This is a genomic window from Streptomyces sp. NPDC014894, assembly GCF_043080985.1.
Classification (GTDB): domain Bacteria; phylum Actinomycetota; class Actinomycetes; order Streptomycetales; family Streptomycetaceae; genus Streptomyces.
Window position 1 is genome coordinate 140,800 of sequence record NZ_JBIBWD010000005.1, and the last position, 16,473, is coordinate 157,272.

16 protein-coding genes and 1 pseudogene are annotated in these 16,473 nt (G+C 72.4%); 5 read left to right on the top strand and 12 right to left on the bottom strand.

The window, feature by feature from the left end; translation table 11 throughout:
• Positions 1-172 precede the first annotated feature (172 nt).
• Entirely contained in the window at positions 173-1,366 is a 1,194-nt protein-coding gene (locus ACF089_RS14280; protein ID WP_392025935.1) for a hypothetical protein, read from the bottom strand.
• The gene (locus ACF089_RS14285; protein ID WP_392025937.1) at positions 1,363-2,790 is read right to left on the bottom strand and encodes a hypothetical protein; all 1,428 of its coding nucleotides are present in this window, start codon (positions 2,788-2,790) and stop codon (positions 1,363-1,365) included. Before ACF089_RS14285 ends, ACF089_RS14280 begins: the two co-directional genes overlap by 4 nt.
• Positions 2,791-2,998: 208 nt before the next feature.
• Between ACF089_RS14285 and ACF089_RS14290 the strand changes: the two genes are divergently transcribed.
• Positions 2,999-3,916 (top strand): Gfo/Idh/MocA family protein, encoded by a 918-nt coding sequence (locus ACF089_RS14290; protein WP_392025939.1) that lies wholly within the window; start codon positions 2,999-3,001, stop codon positions 3,914-3,916.
• Between the two features lie 196 nt (positions 3,917-4,112).
• On the opposite strand, the gene ACF089_RS14295 is transcribed toward ACF089_RS14290, so the two are convergent.
• Entirely contained in the window at positions 4,113-4,475 is a 363-nt protein-coding gene (locus ACF089_RS14295) for an arsenate reductase family protein (protein WP_392025941.1), read from the bottom strand.
• Between the two features lie 346 nt (positions 4,476-4,821).
• Between ACF089_RS14295 and ACF089_RS14300 the strand changes: the two are divergent.
• A pseudogene (locus ACF089_RS14300) lies at positions 4,822-5,052 on the top strand (hypothetical protein); the annotation flags it as partial.
• Positions 5,053-5,262: 210 nt separating this feature from the next.
• Here ACF089_RS14300 and ACF089_RS14305 read toward each other — a convergent pair.
• From ACF089_RS14305 to hemC, 3 genes are all read right to left on the bottom strand, one after another.
• Positions 5,263-6,138, bottom strand: coding sequence for an MOSC domain-containing protein (locus tag ACF089_RS14305; protein ID WP_392025943.1), 876 nt, complete (start codon positions 6,136-6,138; stop codon positions 5,263-5,265).
• Positions 6,125-6,718: a GNAT family N-acetyltransferase gene (locus ACF089_RS14310; protein ID WP_392025945.1), complete on the bottom strand. Its 594-nt coding sequence runs from the start codon at positions 6,716-6,718 to the stop codon at positions 6,125-6,127. Before ACF089_RS14310 ends, ACF089_RS14305 begins: the two co-directional genes overlap by 14 nt.
• Before the next feature lie 145 nt (positions 6,719-6,863).
• Positions 6,864-7,799: a hydroxymethylbilane synthase gene (gene hemC, locus ACF089_RS14315; protein ID WP_392025947.1), complete on the bottom strand. Its 936-nt coding sequence runs from the start codon at positions 7,797-7,799 to the stop codon at positions 6,864-6,866.
• Between the two features lie 274 nt (positions 7,800-8,073).
• On the opposite strand from hemC, the gene ACF089_RS14320 reads away from it, so the two are divergent.
• On the top strand, positions 8,074-8,481 hold the full coding sequence (locus ACF089_RS14320) for a YciI family protein (RefSeq protein ID WP_392025948.1): 408 nt from the start codon (positions 8,074-8,076) through the stop codon (positions 8,479-8,481).
• 8 nt (positions 8,482-8,489) lie between these two features.
• A complete protein-coding gene (locus ACF089_RS14325; RefSeq protein WP_392026446.1) occupies positions 8,490-9,659 on the top strand; it encodes an RNA polymerase sigma factor in 1,170 nt (389 codons plus the stop codon).
• 189 nt (positions 9,660-9,848) lie between these two features.
• Here the strand turns inward: ACF089_RS14325 and ACF089_RS14330 are convergent, their stop codons facing one another.
• Positions 9,849-10,400, bottom strand: coding sequence for a TIGR03086 family metal-binding protein (locus ACF089_RS14330; protein ID WP_392025950.1), 552 nt, complete (start codon positions 10,398-10,400; stop codon positions 9,849-9,851).
• Between the two features lie 382 nt (positions 10,401-10,782).
• Positions 10,783-12,192, bottom strand: coding sequence for a type I glutamate--ammonia ligase (gene glnA / locus ACF089_RS14335; protein ID WP_392025952.1), 1,410 nt, complete (start codon positions 12,190-12,192; stop codon positions 10,783-10,785).
• A 233-nt stretch (positions 12,193-12,425) separates the two neighbouring features.
• On the opposite strand from glnA, the gene ACF089_RS14340 reads away from it, so the two are divergent.
• Positions 12,426-12,893: an RDD family protein gene (locus ACF089_RS14340; RefSeq protein WP_392025954.1), complete on the top strand. Its 468-nt coding sequence runs from the start codon at positions 12,426-12,428 to the stop codon at positions 12,891-12,893.
• 329 nt (positions 12,894-13,222) lie between these two features.
• On the opposite strand, the gene ACF089_RS14345 is transcribed toward ACF089_RS14340, so the two are convergent.
• The 4 genes from ACF089_RS14345 to lipB all read right to left on the bottom strand — a co-directional run bounded on the left by ACF089_RS14345 (position 13,223) and on the right by lipB (position 16,244).
• On the bottom strand, positions 13,223-13,933 hold the full coding sequence (locus ACF089_RS14345; RefSeq protein WP_392025956.1) for a DUF4191 domain-containing protein: 711 nt from the start codon (positions 13,931-13,933) through the stop codon (positions 13,223-13,225).
• A gap of 10 nt (positions 13,934-13,943) precedes the next feature.
• A complete protein-coding gene (locus ACF089_RS14350) occupies positions 13,944-14,144 on the bottom strand; it encodes a hypothetical protein (protein WP_392025958.1) in 201 nt (66 codons plus the stop codon).
• A 209-nt stretch (positions 14,145-14,353) separates the two neighbouring features.
• Positions 14,354-15,313: a lipoyl synthase gene (lipA, locus tag ACF089_RS14355; RefSeq protein WP_392025959.1), complete on the bottom strand. Its 960-nt coding sequence runs from the start codon at positions 15,311-15,313 to the stop codon at positions 14,354-14,356.
• 136 nt (positions 15,314-15,449) lie between these two features.
• Positions 15,450-16,244, bottom strand: a complete 795-nt coding sequence (gene lipB, locus ACF089_RS14360) for a lipoyl(octanoyl) transferase LipB (RefSeq protein WP_392025960.1) — start codon at positions 16,242-16,244, stop codon at positions 15,450-15,452.
• Between the last annotated feature and the right edge of the window lie 229 nt (positions 16,245-16,473).

Here is a 16,473-nt window from a genome sequence, read left to right on the forward strand (position 1 = left end):
TCGCAATGCACCATTTCCCCTCCGTTGCCCTATTGTGAACCCCGTGTTACGAGGTGCCCGAGGCGCGTGTGAGTCACCTCGCACCGGCCGCCCGAGACCCGCACCGGCCGCCAGAGATCCGTACAGGCTGCCCGAGACCCGCACAGGCTGCCCGAGACCCGCGCCCGCCCGCTCAGCGCCCGCCTCCCGCACCCGCCCGGCCCGAGCCGGCCCGGCCCGCGCCCGGCCCCCGCTCCGCCCCCTGCTTCACCAGCGTGTCGAACCCCGCGTCCCGGATCCGGCGCACCAGATCCGCGCGGCTGTCGCCGAGCGTCGCGGCCGCCCGGTCCAGCTCCCAGTCGTGCGCGTGCAGCACGCTCAGCAGATACCCCCGCCGGATCTGCGCGTCCGACAGCCGGAACGTCTTCAGATACGCCGCCCGCCCCCGCCGATCGGTGATCACCTCGCCGATGTGCTGCTCCTTCTCCCCGCGCCGGAAGGACGGCAGAAACCGCCACAGCGTGAACGCGTCCATGGTGTGCACCCGGTCGAAGAGATACGGCGGATCCAGCAGCCGGGCCGCCATCAGCGTGTCGTGGCTCTCGGCCCACTCCCGCTCCTGCGCCCGCGCCGCCGCCCGCAGATCCGCGATCGTCCGCACCCCGGCGCCCTCGCCGAGACGGGCCGTGAACTCCGGCACCGGCCCGCCGAAGAACGCGTACTGATGGACCAGTTCGCCGTAGAGATCCTCGATCAGCGTGGCGTGCAGCGCCCGGTAGTCCTCGGGGTGCGGCACCGCGAAGGCCGCCGCGAGCGAGTCCGCCGCGTACACCAGCACCCCGCACTGACCCGGATGGATCTCGAAGATCCGCAGCGCCTCGTCGAGCCCTGGCACCCGCCGGCCGCCGTAGGCCGCCTCGGCGCGCGGCGACAGCCCCTGCCGTACCGCCTGCTGGGACCACTCGTCCCAGGCGATGGACGGGCCGCCGAAGTGCAGCGACAGATACCCTTCCAGCGCCAGATGGAGCGGCAGGAAGCGCAGCCGCTTCTCGGCCTTCCCCCGGACGCGGTGGCGCTTGGCGAGCCGGTGATGGGCGCGCAGCGGCACACAGGGCGGGGGAGCGTCGCCCAGCCGGGTGCCGTACGCGGCGGACTCGCCGCCGCCCGCGCCGCCGTCCCCCGACCAGTCCGCGACGAAGCCGTGCGGAATGTAGGAGACGTACTCGGCGCCCGGCCCGGTCGCCACCACCCCGTACTCCCGGCCGTACACCTCCCGGCGCAGCTGCAGCCCCTCCACCGGCGACTCGCGCACCAGCGGCACCAGCCGTATCCCGCCCCACACCTGGGCGGGCATCACCGTCAGTCCGGTCAGATCGAGCCTGGTCACCGCGGTCCCTCCCGGTGGCTCTCGGTGAACCGCTCGACGCGGCGGTCCAGATACGACTGAAGCTCGGCGAGCCCGGTACGGCCCTCCGCGAACTGCGCGATCTCCACCAGGGCCGCCAGATCCTCCGCGTCCCGGATCCCGGCCGTCGGCACGACGGGCGAGAGCCGGCGCACATCGAAGGCGTCCGCGTCGTACACCGGATTCAGATGGACGACGCTCGTCCGCCGCTCCGGGTCGAGCCGGGCGCGCCAGATCCGCAGCACCTCGCCGGCCAGCCCCGGCGGCGCGTTGTCCCAGCCGTCCGAGACGATCACCAGCCGCTCGGGCGCGTCCTCCAGCGCGTCGAGTATCCGCGCGCCGACCGGACTCGCGCCCCAGGGCCGCACCAGCAGCGGATCCCGGCCGCCCGAGGTCCAGTGCGCCCGGTACGAACCGGCCAGCGCCGCCAGCAGATGGTGCGCGGCCAGCGCGACCGCCAGCGGACGCCTGCGCTTCACCCCCGATCCGTACGACGAGTAGCTGTCGTCCAGCACCGCCGACACCCGCCCCCACCTCCCGGCGTACGGGCCCGCCGCGCGCAGCGCCGAGGCCCGCAGCGCGGACGTCAGCTCCGCCCGCCGCTCCGAACGCTCCGCCAGGGGCAGGGAGAGGACATAGAGCGCGAGCCGGGTCAGCGGCATCGTCCTCAGCTCGGTCCCGGCGGCCGACGGCCGGGAGCGCAGCCGCTCCAGCCGGGTCATCCGGGGCGCGATCCGCTCCAGGAACAGCGCGCGCGGCACCCCGTGCCGGGCGGCGAAGCCCTCCGCGACGGTGAACGGCAGCTCGTAGACCGCGCCCTGCTCGTAGTGGGCGCGGCGGTGGGCGTCCAGCAGGGGATGGGAGTAGCGGACGCGCTTCCCCGGCCGGAAGAGGAAATCGCCCAGCTCCTCGGCCGTGCCGGGCGGCCCGGGCGTCAGATGGGCGTGCCGGGCGGCGGTCTTCAGCCCGGCGCGGTACTTCACCGCGTCATGGCCGAGATCGGGGCGCGCCGCCAGCCAGTCGCGCTGGATCGCCCGCGTACGGCGGTTGTTGACCCTGGCCGCGCGCAGCGCCCGGAACAGCCGGTACACCCGCTGCGGCGGCAGCACGGCCAGCCGGGCGGCGATCAGCTCGCCCTCCCGGCGCTTCTGCGCGGCGTCCGCCTCCCCGGCGGTGCACAGCAATCGCTCCACGATCAGGGCGGCGTTGTGGTCGTTGACGTCGAGGGCGAGGGCCGCCGCGTACACCGTGCGGTAGTTGACCCGGACGTACTCGTGGAGGAAGGCCAGCGACAGCCGCTGCTCGTCGGCGGTCGAGCGGAACTCCCGCTGCCCGGTCGCGGTCACCGCCGCGTTCACGAACAGGAGTACGTCCTCGGCGGCCACCCGGTCCGCGCTCTCCCCCATGCCCGTTCCCCTCCGCTCCCTGCCCGGCGGGCAGCATGAAGCCGGCCGGGGAATGGGGGCGCGAACGGCGAAAACACAGCTTTACAGAGCAAGTCTCGGAAGTCGCGCCGGAGTCCCGCGGCCGGCCCGGAGAACGTAACACCCCGTGCGTGGGACGCTCCTCCGGTTTTCGCCCGGCGGGCGGGTGGCGGCGGGCACACTGAGCGTCATGCACAGGACCGTGAAGATGTTGCGTTGTGGACTTTTCGGCGCCGGTCATTGGGCGAAGCAGACCCATGCCCCCGCGCTCGCCGCCCATGGCGGAGTGGACTTCGTCGGGGTGTGGGCGAGACGGCCCGAGGCCGCCGAGGCGCTGGCCCGGGCCCACGGGACGGCCGCGTACTCCGGCGACGACGGCGTCGACGAGCTTCTGGCGGACTGTGAGGCCGTCTCGTTCGCCCTGCCGCCGGACGTCCAGGCCCCGCTCGCGGTGCGCGCCGCCGGGGCCGGCCGCCATCTCATCCTGGACAAGCCGGTCGCGACGACCGTGGCGGCGGCCCGGGAGACCGCCGAGGCCGTCGAGCGCGCCGGGGTGGCGTCGGTGCTCTTCTGCACGCTGCGGTTCGACCCGGACACCGAGTACTGGATCATCGACCAGGCGGCGGCGGGCGGCTGGTTCACGGCCCACGCCCGCTGGCTGGGCGCCCGCTACGCCCCCGGCGCCGACGGCGAGTACCCCGAGTCGCCGTGGCGGCGGGCCAAGGGCGGGCTCTGGGACGTCGGTCCGCACGCGCTCTCGGTGCTGATCCCCGTCCTCGGCGACGTCACCGATGTGACGGCGCTGCCCGGCCCCGCCGACACCGTCCATCTCGTCCTCCGCCACGCCTCCGGCGCGTCCAGCACCTCGACGCTCGGCCTCGCGGCCCCGTCCGGAGCGGCGGGCGCCGGGATCGAACTGGTCGGCGAGCACGGCAGGACCGTGCTGCCCCGCTGGAACGATCCGATCACCGCCTACCGGGCCGCCGTCGACGAACTCCGCTCCTCGATCACCAGCGGGCGGCCGCATCCCTGCGACGCCCGCTTCGGCCTCCGTCTCACCGAGCTGCTGATCGAGGCCGAGTCGCAGCTGAGGGCGGGTCGCGGCTGAGGGCGGGTCCTGGTTGAGGACGAGTCGCTGGTGAGGCGGACCACGCGGACCACGCGGGCCGGGCGTGCCGGGCTGCGGGGGCTTTCGGGCTTCCGGGCCGAGGCGGTACGGGGGAGGCGCGGGGGTGCTACGGGAGCGGGGCCGTCGGCTCGGCCCGCCCTCGACCCCGCCGCCCTCGCCCCGGCCCCGTACCCGCTCAGCCGCGGCCCAGAGCGTCCCGTACCGCCTCCTCCGTACGCGCCACCACGGCCGTACCGTCGTCCGCCGTGATGATCGGCCGCTGGATCAGCTTCGGATGACGCGCCAGCGCCCCGATCCACCGCTCCCGCGAACCGGGCTCCCGCGCCCACTCCAGCAGACCCAGCTCCTTCGCCTCGGCCTCCTGGGCCCGGGTGATCTCCCACGGTTCGAGCCCGAGCCGGGCGAGCACGTCCCGGATCTCGTCCTCGCCGGGCGGCTCCTCCAGATAGCGCCGCACGGTGTACTCGGCGCCCTCCGCGTCGAGCAGCGAGAGCGCGCCGCGGCATTTCGAACAGGCCGGGTTGATCCAGATCTCCATGTCGACACGGTACCGTCCCGCGGTCTGCTCCCGGGGCCCGCAAACACCGTCTGGCCAGGGCCGATTGTCAGTGCCGGAACGTAGAATGGGGAGTAGTTCGGGAGGGTCCCGCCACCGCGCCAGGAGGTTGCCGATGGCCGTAGCCAGAGTCATGACGAAGCCGACTGAACCGACCACGAGCACCAGCACAGGCACAGGCACGAAAGCGACCGCGACCGCGACGACAGCGACGTCCTCCGGGCGGACCGCGCGGAAGACACGGACGGCCCGCGGCGGCGGGGCGACGTCCCGGGCCGGTGCCCGGACCGGCCCCGGGAGCACGACCGCGTGCGCGCCCGGATGCGCGCCGCCGGCGAAGAAGCCGCTCCCGGCCGGACAGCCGCGCGAGTGGTATGTGACGCACAATCGCCGGCTGAAGGCGATGCGCCTGGCCATCGCCCTGCTCGACGCCGGCGTCCACCACCCGAACACCGCGGACAACCGGCGGATACGGAGGATGGCGGACCGGATCGGAGTGCACCCGCCGTCGGACACCACCTGCCGGATGGTGCGCGCGCTGATCCGCTACGGCCGCTGACCGCCGCCGTCGTACGGCGCGCCGCTCCGCCGGCCCGCACGGGCGGCGGGGCGGCGCGGCACGGCGTACGGCCGTCGTGGCCCGGGCGGTCCGCTCGGGCCCGAGCCGATCAGGTCCGATCAGCCCGGGCCGATCAGCCCGGGCGGTCCGCTCGGCCCGATCCGTGCACGTCGATCCGCTCGGGCCCGATCAGCTGCTCCGACGATCCGGTCAGGCGATCTGTTCGGACGCCCAGCGCGCCCGCACGGCGTCGCCCACGGAGAGCACGCCGTGCCGCACGACCGCGGCCTTCATCCCGAAGCTGACCTTGTTCTCGTACTCCGGCTCCCGCCGGTAGGTCGCGAGCGTGCGGATCGGCTCCGGGCCGGACCGCGCGCCGGTGCGCTGGTCGACCATCGGCACCGCGCACCGCGTCGCCCGTACCGCGTAGGCGAACCGCGCCGTGCCGATCTCCAGCCGGCGCATCCGGTCCTCGTCGTGCGGTTCCGCGCAGCCGTCGAGCACGATGTTCGGCCGGAAGCGGTCCATCGGCACCGGCCGGCCGCCGCGCGCCTCGATCCGCTCGTTCAGATCGTCCAGGGAGCGCTGGGAGGCGATCAGCAGGGCGTGCGCGTCGGCGAACGCGACCTTGCCCGGCGTCTCGCCCCAGCCGTCCCGGTCGAAGCCCGGGACCACCCGCACCAGCCGCGAGCGCGCGCCCAGCACCTCGGAGAACCACTCCGCCGCCGCGTCGCCCTGATCCGCGCTCTCGCCGAGCGGCCGGCCGAACATGCTCACCGCCCGCCGCGCGGCGTCCGGATCCACGTCCACGACGATGCTCTCCACACCGTCCGCCGCCAGCCGCAGCCGTGCTCCGCCGTCGACGACCGAGGGCCGGACGGCGGCCATCGCGGGCAGGGTCCGCTGGCTGCGGAAGGAGCCGTCCCCGGCGTCCACGACCATGAAGACCCGGTCGTGCAGCAGCCCGGTCTCCCCGGCCCCGGCCGATCGGACGTCCGTCCCGGCGCAGCCCTTCACCGGGTAATAGGTCAGCCGCTGGACGGTGATCGGGCCCGGCTCCGGAGCCCGCTGCTCAGCCTCGCGCACGGAGACCCTCCTTCACGGCCGGCCACTCGTCGGCGAGGATCGAGAAGTAGACCGAGTCCCGCCAGTTCCCGTCAGGCCGCATCCGGTGCCGTCGCAGCACGCCCTCGCGGCGCGCGCCCAGCCGGGCGATGGCGGTCTGGGAGCGCTCGTTGAGATGATCGGTCTTCAACTGCACCCGGCCCATGCCCAGCTCCTCGAACGCGTGCGTCAGCAGGAGCAGCTTGGTCTCGGTGTTCACCGCGCTGCGCCAGTGCGCGCGGCCGTACCAGGTCCAGCCGATCTCCAGCCGCTCGTTCGCCGTGTCCACGTCGAGATAGGCCGTCCAGCCGACGGCGCGTCCGCTCGGCCGGCGCACGACCGCGAAGGGGACGTACCGCCCGCGCTCGGCCTCCAGGAGCATCGCGTCGAGCTTCTCGCCCAACTCCTCCTCGGTGCGCGGGGTCGGCCCGCCCTGCCAGCGCCAGACCTCGTCGTCCCCGCCGCCTGCGGCGAAGAGATCGGGCAGATGCGCCCTCGTGAGCGGTTCGAGGCGGACATGGTCACCGGTGAGGACGGTGGGAGCGGGTGGCTTCGCGGGCATGCCCCAGACGCTAGCCGGTCGCTGTACTAGCTGCAAACAATTTCACACTAATACAAAAGGGTGCGCGGGCCTGAGGGCACAAGGGGCGCGCCGGCCTGGGGGTACAAACGGCGCGCCGGTCGGTGGGCACCGAGGCGTACCCCGGTCAGTGGGCGATCCCGTCGATCAGCTCCCGGGCCCCCTGCCGCAGCAACGCCACCGCCACCGAGGTGCCGAGCGTCGCCGGATCCAGCGGACCCGCCCACTCATGGGCGTTCAGCACCCGCTTGCCGTCCGGGGTGAAGACCTTCGCCCGCAGCGACAGATCCCCGCTCCCCCCGTCCCGCGCGTACCCGGCGATCGGCGAATTGCAGTGCCCCTGGAGGACATGGAGGAACATCCGCTCCGCCGTCGCCTCCCGGTGCGCCGCCGGATCGCCGAGACCGCTCACCACGTCGACGGTCGCGGTGTCGCCCTCACGGCACTGGAGCGCGAGGATCCCGGCCCCGATCGGCGGACACATCACCTCGGGCGAGAGGACCTCGCTGATCACATCCGTACGCCCGATGCGCTCCAGCCCCGAGACGGCCAGCAGCAGCGCGTCCGCCTCCCCGGCCGCCAGCTTCTCCAGCCGCCGATTGGCGTTGCCGCGCATCGGCACACACTCCAGCCCCGGATGCGAGGCCGCGAGCTGCGCCACCCGGCGCACCGACGACGTCCCGATCCGGGTCCCGGCCGGCAGCTCGTCCAGGGTCAGCCCCCCGGGGTGCACCAGCGCGTCCCGGATGTCGTCCCGCTTCAGGAACGCGGCGAACACCGTCCCGGCGGGCAGCGGCCGGTCGGCGGGCACGTCCTTGACGCAGTGCACCGCCAGATCGGCCTCCCCGGCGATCAGCGCGGCGTCCACCTCCTTGGTGAACGCCCCCTTCCCGCCCAGCCGGGCGAGATCCCCCATCCACCGGTCCCCGGACGTGGTCACCGGCACCACCTCCGTCCGCAGCCCCGGCCGGTGCCGGGCCAACTCGGCCCGTACACGCTCGACTTGGGCCAGCGCCATGGGGGAGGAGCGGGAGACGATACGGATCAGCTCAGGCTCAGACATGCCGAACACCCTAGGGGCTGCGGGCCCCGCGCCCGGCATCCTCGCGGCACTCGGGCGAACACGACCACCCGCCCGTGCGCACACGACCACCCGCTTGTGAGCCCGCGACCACCCGCTCGTGAGCCCGTCAGCCCGCGCCCTCGGCCCGCCGCCGGGCCCGGCTCGTCCACGAGGGTCAAAAAGTTCGGACGGTGATGTCGAGAACCCGTGGCCGGCTCCGTCCCCGCAGTGAACGCGGCCACAATGGGTCGCCCCCGCACCGAGGAGAACCACCATGGCCAAGTACCTGCTGCTCAAGCACTACCGCGGCGCCCCGGCATCGGTGAACGACGTGCCCATGGACCAATGGACGCCGCAGGAGATCTCGGCGCACATTCAGTACATGAACGACTTCGCGGCCCGGCTCGAAGGGACCGGCGAGTTCGTCGACGGCCAGGCGCTCGCCCCCGAGGGCGTCTTCGTCCGGTACGACGGCGAGGGCCGCCCGCCCGTCACCGACGGACCGTTCGCCGAGACCAAGGACCTCATCGCCGGCTGGATGGTGATCGACGTCGACAGCTACGAGCGCGCCGTCGAGCTGGCCGGAGAGCTGTCCGCCGCCCCCGGAGCGGGCGGGAAGCCCATCCACGAATGGCTCGAACTGCGCCCCTTCCTGACCGCGCACTCCACCGTCTCGGAGTGACCTCCCCGGTGAACGAGGCCCTGCTCCGGAGCCTCACCCCCGGCGTGCTCGGGATCCTCGTCCGCCGCGGAGCCGACTTCGCGGCGGCCGAGGACGCCGTCCAGGAGGCACTGGCCGAGGCGGTCCGCGTCTGGCCCGCCGCCGACTCCCCGGACCGGGGGCAGCCGGTACGGGACCCGAAGGGCTGGCTGATCACCGTGGCCTGGCGCAAATTCCTCGACGCGACCCGGGCGGACACCGCCCGCCGGCGGCGCGAGGACCTCGCCGACGAGGAACCGCCGCCGGGGCCCGCGCCCGCCGTGGACGACACGCTCCAGCTCTACTTCCTGTGCGCCCACCCGTCGCTGACCCCGTCGTCCGCCGTCGCGCTCACCCTGCGCGCCGTCGGCGGACTGACCACCCGCCAGATCGCCCAGGCCTATCTGGTGCCCGAGGCGACCATGGCGCAGCGCATCAGCCGCGCCAAACGCACCGTCGCCGGTGTGCGCTTCAACCGGCCCGGCGATGTCGCCACCGTGCTGCGCGTCCTCTACCTGGTCTTCAACGAGGGCTACTCCGGCGACATCGACCTCGCCGCCGAGGCCATCCGGCTCACCCGGCAGCTCGCGGCCCGCGTCGACCACCCCGAGGCGGCCGGGCTGCTCGCCCTCATGCTGCTCCACCACGCCCGGCGCGCGGCCCGGACCGCGCCCGACGGCGGCCTGGTGCCGCTCGCCGAGCAGGACCGCGCCCGGTGGGACACCGCGCTGATCGCCGAGGGCGTCGAGATCCTCCAGCGGGCCCTCGCCCGTGACCGGCTGGGCGAGTACCAGGCCCAGGCCGCCATCGCGGCACTGCACGCGGACGCGCCCGCCGCCGAGGAGACCGACTGGGTGCAGATCGTCGAGTGGTACGACGAGCTGGCCCGGCTGACCGACAGCCCGCTCGTCCGCCTCAACCGCGCCGTGGCCGTCGGCGAGGCGGACGGACCGCGCGCCGGCCTCGCGGCGCTCGCGGCCCTGGACGCCTCCGACCTGCCCCGCCACACCGCGGTCGCCGCCTACCTCCACGAACGCGACGGCGACCCGGCGACCGCCGCCCGCCTCTACGCCGAGGCGGCCCGCAGAGCCCCCAACCTCCCCGAACGCGACCACCTGACCCGCCAGGCCGCCCGCCTCAACACCCGCCTCCGCGCCTGACGGCCCGCGCGGGCCCCTCCCGGACGAGGCGCCCCCTCACACGACGCGGCCCCGGCCCGTACCTGCCGGCACGGGCCGGGCGCCCGGCCGCGGTCCCCTCGCGGGGCTCGACGGCCTGACGCGTGGGCGGGCCCCAGGAGGCGGAAGCGGCCGTCGTCCGCGCATGAGAAGCAGGAGAACAGCCCCCCGCTACACCTCGCGGCCCAGGAAATTGAGCAGCCTGGTCTGGGCGTCCGCATCGGCGGCCGAAGAAACCTTGGCGCCGAACGCCCTCGGCATCCGGATGTCCCCGTCTTCCGGCAGCAGAATCTCAGTCGCCACAGCCACCGCCTCGGAATCCAATACCTCGTCCTGACCGGTCGCCCGCGCCAGGTCCCATCCGTGGATCAAGGTATCGGCGCACGCCATCCGCCTCACGAACTCCTCGAACGGAAGGGAACCGAATTCCTCTCCCAGAAGGGCGCGGGCCTTCACCGGGTCACCCAGCGCGGCCTTGATCTCCCCGGAAGCCGCGTCCCAGGCCCGAGCCAGGTCCTCGCCCCGACCGGGCGCGGAATAGGACGATCCGTCCAGCCCGGCGACGGCCCGCCTGTGATTCGCGACCACGTGGGCCACAACGTCCCGAGCCGTCCATCCCGGACACGGGGACGGATCCTCCCATCTGCCCGGCGGGCAATGAAGGATCAACTCCCCAAAACGCTCCGCGATCCGCCCGTAAAGCTCCGGCACTGAAGATGCCATCTCACTCCCCTTTTACTGATCAGGCCAGCTGTACGGCCATCCGCCCGGCGCACGGTCCGATCCACCCGCCACCGGCCGACGGCCACACGACGCGAAGAACGAATGTCTCCACAACGTGCCCACCCGCTGGAGTCGAATCGTCACATCGATCACGCCACGCCAGTATCGACGACCAAGATCGCGCCGTGCGCTCCCGCCGTGAGACCGGGAAGACCGCCGTCGCGCAGAGCCGGGAAGAGCCGACGAGGGCCGCTGCCCCACCATGGGGTAGCGGCCCTCGTCGGCTCTTGTGGCGCTCAGCCAGAGTGCGTGCCGGGCGGTGCGTCTCCGGTGCACAAGGCCTGTTCCCAAACCCTGGCCCGGGTCGCACCGACCCTGCCTCTTAGATGTCGAAGTACAGCTCGAACTCGTGCGGGTGCGGACGCAGCTGGATCGGCGCGATCTCGTTGGTGCGCTTGTAGTCGATCCAGGTCTCGATCAGGTCGGAGGTGAAGACGCCGCCGGCCTGGAGGTACTCGTTGTCCGCCTCCAGGGCGTCGAGCACCGCCGGGAGGGAGGTCGGGACCTGGGGGACGTTCGCGTGCTCCTCGGGAGCCAGCTCGTAGAGGTCCTTGTCGATCGGCTCGGCAGGCTCGATCTTGTTCTTGACGCCGTCGAGGCCCGCGAGGAGCAGCGCGGAGAAGGCCAGGTACGGGTTGGAGGACGGGTCCGGGGCGCGGAACTCGACGCGCTTGGCCTTCGGGTTGGAGCCCGTGATCGGGATCCGCATCGCGGCGGAGCGGTTGCGCTGGGAGTACACCATGTTGACCGGGGCCTCGAAGCCGGGCACCAGGCGGTGGTAGGAGTTCACCGTCGGGTTGGTGAAGGCCAGCAGCGAGGGGGCGTGCTTGAGGATGCCGCCGATGTAGTAGCGCGCCGTGTCCGAGAGGCCCGCGTAACCCTGCTCGTCGTAGAAGAGCGGCACGCCGCCCTGCCACAGCGACTGGTGGACGTGCATGCCCGAGCCGTTGTCGCCGAAGATCGGCTTCGGCATGAAGGTGGCCGTCTTGCCGTTGCGCCAGGCGACGTTCTTCACGATGTACTTGAAGAGCATCAGGTCGTCGGCGGCGGCGAGGAGGGTGTTGAACTTGTAGTTGATCTCCGCCTGGCCGGCCGTGCCCACCTCGTGGTGCTGGCGCTCGACCTGGAGGCCCTGGCGGTCCAGCTCCAGGGAGATCTCCGCGCGCAGGTCGGCGAAGTGGTCCACCGGCGGGGCGGGGAAGTAGCCGCCCTTGTAGCGGACCTTGTAGCCGCGGTTGTCCTCGACCGCACCGGTGTTCCAGGCGCCGGCCTCGGAGTCGATGTGGTAGAAGCCCTCGTTCGCGGAGGTGTTGAAGCGCACCGAGTCGAAGACGTAGAACTCGGCCTCGGGGCCGAAGTACGCGGTGTCCGCGATGCCGGTGGAGGCGAGGTACGTCTCGGCCTTCTTGGCGATGTTGCGCGGGTCACGGCTGTACTGCTCGCCCGTGATCGGGTCGTGGATGAAGAAGTTGATGTTGACCGTCTTGTCCCGGCGGAAGGGATCGACACGCGCCGTCGACAGGTCGGCGCGGAGCGCCATGTCGGACTCGTGGATCGCCTGGAAGCCGCGGATGGAGGATCCGTCGAAGGCCAGCTCCTCCGTCGGGTCGAACGCCGCGGCCGGGATCGTGAAGTGCTGCATCACCCCGGGCAGGTCGCAGAATCGGACGTCGATGAACTTGACGTCCTCGTCGGCGATGTACTTCTTCACGTCGTCGGCGTTCTGGAACATCCAACTCCTCCTACTCCCGTCCCGGGCGGGGCGGGGTTGCAGCTCGGTCGTGCGGCCAGTGCGGTGGCACGCGCAGGACCCGACCTTAGGCAGACGGGATTTCTCCAGCATGACCCATTTGTTTCGCCCAAGTTAACCGGGGGGCGGCCGGCGGGCCCCGGAGCCCCGGTTCCGGGGCCCCGGAACCGGGACCGGGCGGAAGGAGGGGAAACCGGGCGCAGTACCGTGGACGGGTGGACAACAGGCAAGCAATCGGATCGTGGCTCTCGGGTCCCCGCGCGGCGGCCGAGGATATGGGCGCCGACTTCGGGCACCGGGGCAAGCGGCTCGGCCTGCCGGAGGAGGGCCCGGGCTCCATGGCCCCCCTCGGACGGCGCTTCGGCGCCGTCTTCATCGACTGGGGGCTCTGCTTCCTGATCGCATACGGGCTCTTCGCCGACGGTGACCGCCAGGCCGCGGGGAACTGGGCGGTCGGCGTCCTCCTCGTCATGAACGTGCTCACCGTCGGCACTGTCGGCTTCACCCCCGGCAAGCGGCTTCTCGGCCTGAGCGTCGTCTCGGTCGACGGCGGCCGGCTGGGCCTGGTGCGGGTCGTGGTCCGCAGCGCGCTCCTCTGCCTGGCGATCCCGGCGCTCATCTGGGACCGCGACGGCCGCGGACTGCACGACCGCCTCTCCCGCGCCGTACAGGTGCGTCTCTAGCAGCCTCGGTACGTCGGGCCTGGGGCCGTTACGGCCGGGCCCCGGCGCGGGGCCGAGGGCGCTGTTCGGGCGAGTCCGCCCGCGCGGCGCACCGGACTGTCGACACAGTGATTGCAGGAGCGCCCCGCCGACTCGGCGATCTCCTTCCGGCCGGCCTCGCCGCGCACCACCCGGCCGAGCGGCCGCGGACAGTCGCAGCGGCCGACGCCCGGGGTGAAGACGAAGAGGACGTTCAGCCGGATTCCCGCCTGACGGGCCCGGAGGCGGCGCGGGTACGACGGAGGGGCTCCCGGAATCCGGGAGCCCCTCCGTCGTACGCCGGGCGGGCGTCAGCGCATCTTCGGGCCGCCGCGCGGCATCCGCATGCCCTTGGGCATGGGCCCCTTCGGCATCGGCATGTTGCTCATCAGATCGCCGAGCGCGCGCAGTCGGTCGTTCGCCGCCGCGACCTGGGCGCCGTTCAGCACCCGGGGCAGCTTCAGCATGGTCGTACGGACCTTCTTCAGCGGCACCTGGCCCTCGTCGGTGCCCACGATGATGTCGTGCACCGGCACATCGATCACGATGCGCGCCATCTTCTTCTTCTCGGCGGCGAGCAGCGTCTTCAGCCGGTTCGGATTGCCCTCGGCCACGAGGACGATGCCCGCCCTGCCGACGGCCCGGTGCACCACGTCCTGGTTGCGGTTCATCGCCACCGCCGGGGTCGTGGACCAGCCGCGCCCCACGTTCTGCAGCACGGCGGCGGCCGCGCCGGGCTGGCCCTCCATCTGGCCGAAAGCCGCCCGTTCGGCGCGGCGGCCGAAGATGATCGCCATCCCGAGGAACGCCAGGAGGAAGCCCAGAATGCCCAGATAGATGGGGTGGCCGACCCAGAAGCCGATCGCGAGGAAGACACCGAAGGTGACGATTCCCACAGCCGCGATGATCAGACCGACCTTCGGGTCGGCCTTTCGGGTCATCTTGTAGGTCAGAGCGATCTGCTTCAGTCGCCCCGGGTTCGCAGCGGCGTCAGCGCTGTCAGATTTTGCCTTCCTCGCCATGACGGGAAGTTTACGTGGCCTGTGGCGTGCGGTCGGCCACGGCCTCCAGTACATGCTGTGTCTCGACCCGGTCCCTGGCCCGGCGGCGGTCCTCCAGGACCGCCGTCCACGCGTTGCGCCGGGCGGTGCGCTGCCCGCCGCCGAGGAGCAGTGACTCCATGACGCGCAGAGCCCCGGTGACGGACGGGACGGCGGTTGGCGCGGTCCGCATGGCTGATGCCCCCCTTTGGTACCTGAAACCCTGACATCAGGGTTACCCGATGGTGTTACCAGGGGGTGACCGGCCGGTCAAACGCCGATGAAACCCTGACACGGGGCCCGGAAAACCTGACGCGGCCCGTACGCCGCCCCGACCTGCGGGGGGAGTACGGGCCGCGGCCCGGCCCGCGGCTACCTGCCGGTAGCCGCTTGTGCCTCAATTCACACAGCGGCGGCCGTCTGGCCGCGCCGCTCCATCGCCTGACCGAAGAGACGCCCGGCACGGTACGAGGAACGGACCAGCGGGCCCGACATCACGCCCGAGAAGCCGATCTGGTCGGCCTCGTCCTTCAGCTCCACGAACTCCTGCGGCTTCACCCAGCGGTCCACCGGCAGATGCCGGGCCGACGGGCGCAGGTACTGGGTGATCGTGATCAGCTCGCAACCCGCGTCGTGCAGCTGCTTCAGCGCGTCGGTGATCTCCGCGCGCTCCTCGCCCATCCCCAGGATCAGATTGGACTTGGTGACCAGCCCCGCCTCGCGGGCGCGGGTGATCACCTCCAGGGAGCGGTCGTAGCGGAAGCCGGGGCGGATCCGCTTGAAGATCCGGGGCACGGTCTCGACATTGTGCGCGAGCACCTCGGGCCGGGACGAGAAGACCTCGGCCAGCGCCGCGGGCATCGCGTTGAAGTCCGGTATCAGCAGCTCGACCTTGGTGTGGCCGCCCTCGCGCTCCGCCGTCATCCCGTGGATCTGCCGCACGGTCTCCGCGTACAGCCACGCTCCGCCGTCCTCCAGGTCGTCGCGGGCGACGCCGGTGATGGTGGCGTAGTTCAGATCCATGGTGACGACCGACTCGCCGACCCGGCGGGGCTCGTCCAGGTCCAGCGCCTGCGGTTTGCCCGTGTCGATCAGACAGAAGTCACAGCGCCTGGTGCACTGGTCACCGCCGATGAGGAAGGTCGCCTCGCGGTCCTCCCAGCATTCGTAGATGTTCGGACAGCCCGCCTCCTGGCACACCGTGTGCAGTCCCTCGCTCTTCACGAGCGCCTGCATCTTGGTGTACTCGGGGCCCATCTTCGCCCGGGTCTTGATCCACTCGGGCTTGCGCTCGATGGGGGTCTGGGCGTTCCGGACCTCCAGGCGCAGCATCTTGCGTCCGTCGGGTGCGACAGCGGACACGTCGGCGCCCCTTTCTGCTATCGCGGCATTCGATTCTGCGGCGCACACCAGGGTACGCCCGTCAATTGTTCGGCCCTACGTCCGGCCAACCTCACCTCGCCGGGGCGCATTCCCCGCCCGGCCCTCCGCACACCGGCTACACGGCGGCCTCAACGCTCCGCGGGCGGGGATCGGCGCCCTCCAGCACCGCCCGCAGCTGTCGCTCCACCACCGGCAGCACCTCTGTGACGGTGATCTCACGGCCCAGCTCGTTCGCCAGCGAGGCCACGCCCGCGTCCCGGATCCCGCACGGCACGATCCGGTCGAACCAGGTGTTGTCCGGGTTCACATTGAGGGAGAAACCGTGCATCGAGACGCCCTTGGCGATCCGGATGCCGATCGCGGCGAGCTTGCGGTCCTCCCGGCGCTGGCCCGCGTTGGAGGGGGCGTACTCCGGCCCGTTCAGCCGCGGGTCGAACTCCTCGTCCTGGAGCCGGGGGTCGAAGTCCAGCGAGAGCCCGCCGGCGGACCGGCGCTCCTCGACCGGGTCGCCCAGCACCCACACCCCGCTGCGGCCCTCGATCCGGCTGGTCTCCAGCCCGAACTCCGCGCAGGCGCGGATCAGGGCGTCCTCCAGCCTGCGGACGTGCGCCACGACGTCCACCGGTCGCGGCAGCTTCAGGATCGGATAGCCCACCAGCTGCCCCGGACCGTGCCAGGTGATCTTGCCGCCGCGGTCCACGTCGATCACGGGGGTGCCGTCGAGGGGGCGCTCGCTCTCCTGCGTACGCCGTCCGGCCGTGTAGACCGGGGGGTGCTCCAGCAGCAGGCAGGTGTCCGGGATCTCGTCCGCGAACCGGGCCGCGTGGACCTCGCGCTGCTTCTCCCACGCCTCCTGGTACTCGACCGCTTCCGCACCGAAGCCCAGCCGGACGAACCGCAGCTCACTCACGGCACTGCCTCCCTAAGAACCTTCACCGTGCACTGTCGCGCCCAGCCACTGTACGGCGGTGCGCGCGGGCGCGACGGCGGAGGGAGGGGGCGGGGGAGGGCGCCGGGGAGCGGCCCGGGAGGGGCCGGGGGCGACGGGCCCGCCGCCGTCAGTACCGGCCCGGATGCTCACACGATCGGATGAATGTACGGCCGACCCGGCCGTACGCAGGGCAAAGGCCGCTAAATTC

What these genes read in the sequence shown, in the direction of transcription:
- glnA (WP_392025952.1), bottom strand. Translation starts at nt 12,192, where the DNA reads ATGTTCCAGAACGCCGACGACGTGAAGAAGTACATCGCCGACGAGGAC.
- ACF089_RS14330 (WP_392025950.1), bottom strand. Translation starts at nt 10,400, where the DNA reads ATGGCATCTTCAGTGCCGGAGCTTTACGGGCGGATCGCGGAGCGTTTT.
- ACF089_RS14285 (WP_392025937.1), bottom strand. Translation starts at nt 2,790, where the DNA reads ATGGGGGAGAGCGCGGACCGGGTGGCCGCCGAGGACGTACTCCTGTTC.
- ACF089_RS14290 (WP_392025939.1), top strand. Translation starts at nt 2,999, where the DNA reads ATGCACAGGACCGTGAAGATGTTGCGTTGTGGACTTTTCGGCGCCGGT.
- ACF089_RS14320 (WP_392025948.1), top strand. Translation starts at nt 8,074, where the DNA reads ATGGCCAAGTACCTGCTGCTCAAGCACTACCGCGGCGCCCCGGCATCG.
- ACF089_RS14310 (WP_392025945.1), bottom strand. Translation starts at nt 6,718, where the DNA reads ATGCCCGCGAAGCCACCCGCTCCCACCGTCCTCACCGGTGACCATGTC.
- hemC (WP_392025947.1), bottom strand. Translation starts at nt 7,799, where the DNA reads ATGTCTGAGCCTGAGCTGATCCGTATCGTCTCCCGCTCCTCCCCCATG.
- ACF089_RS14350 (WP_392025958.1), bottom strand. Translation starts at nt 14,144, where the DNA reads ATGCGGACCGCGCCAACCGCCGTCCCGTCCGTCACCGGGGCTCTGCGC.
- ACF089_RS14295 (WP_392025941.1), bottom strand. Translation starts at nt 4,475, where the DNA reads ATGGAGATCTGGATCAACCCGGCCTGTTCGAAATGCCGCGGCGCGCTC.
- ACF089_RS14345 (WP_392025956.1), bottom strand. Translation starts at nt 13,933, where the DNA reads ATGGCGAGGAAGGCAAAATCTGACAGCGCTGACGCCGCTGCGAACCCG.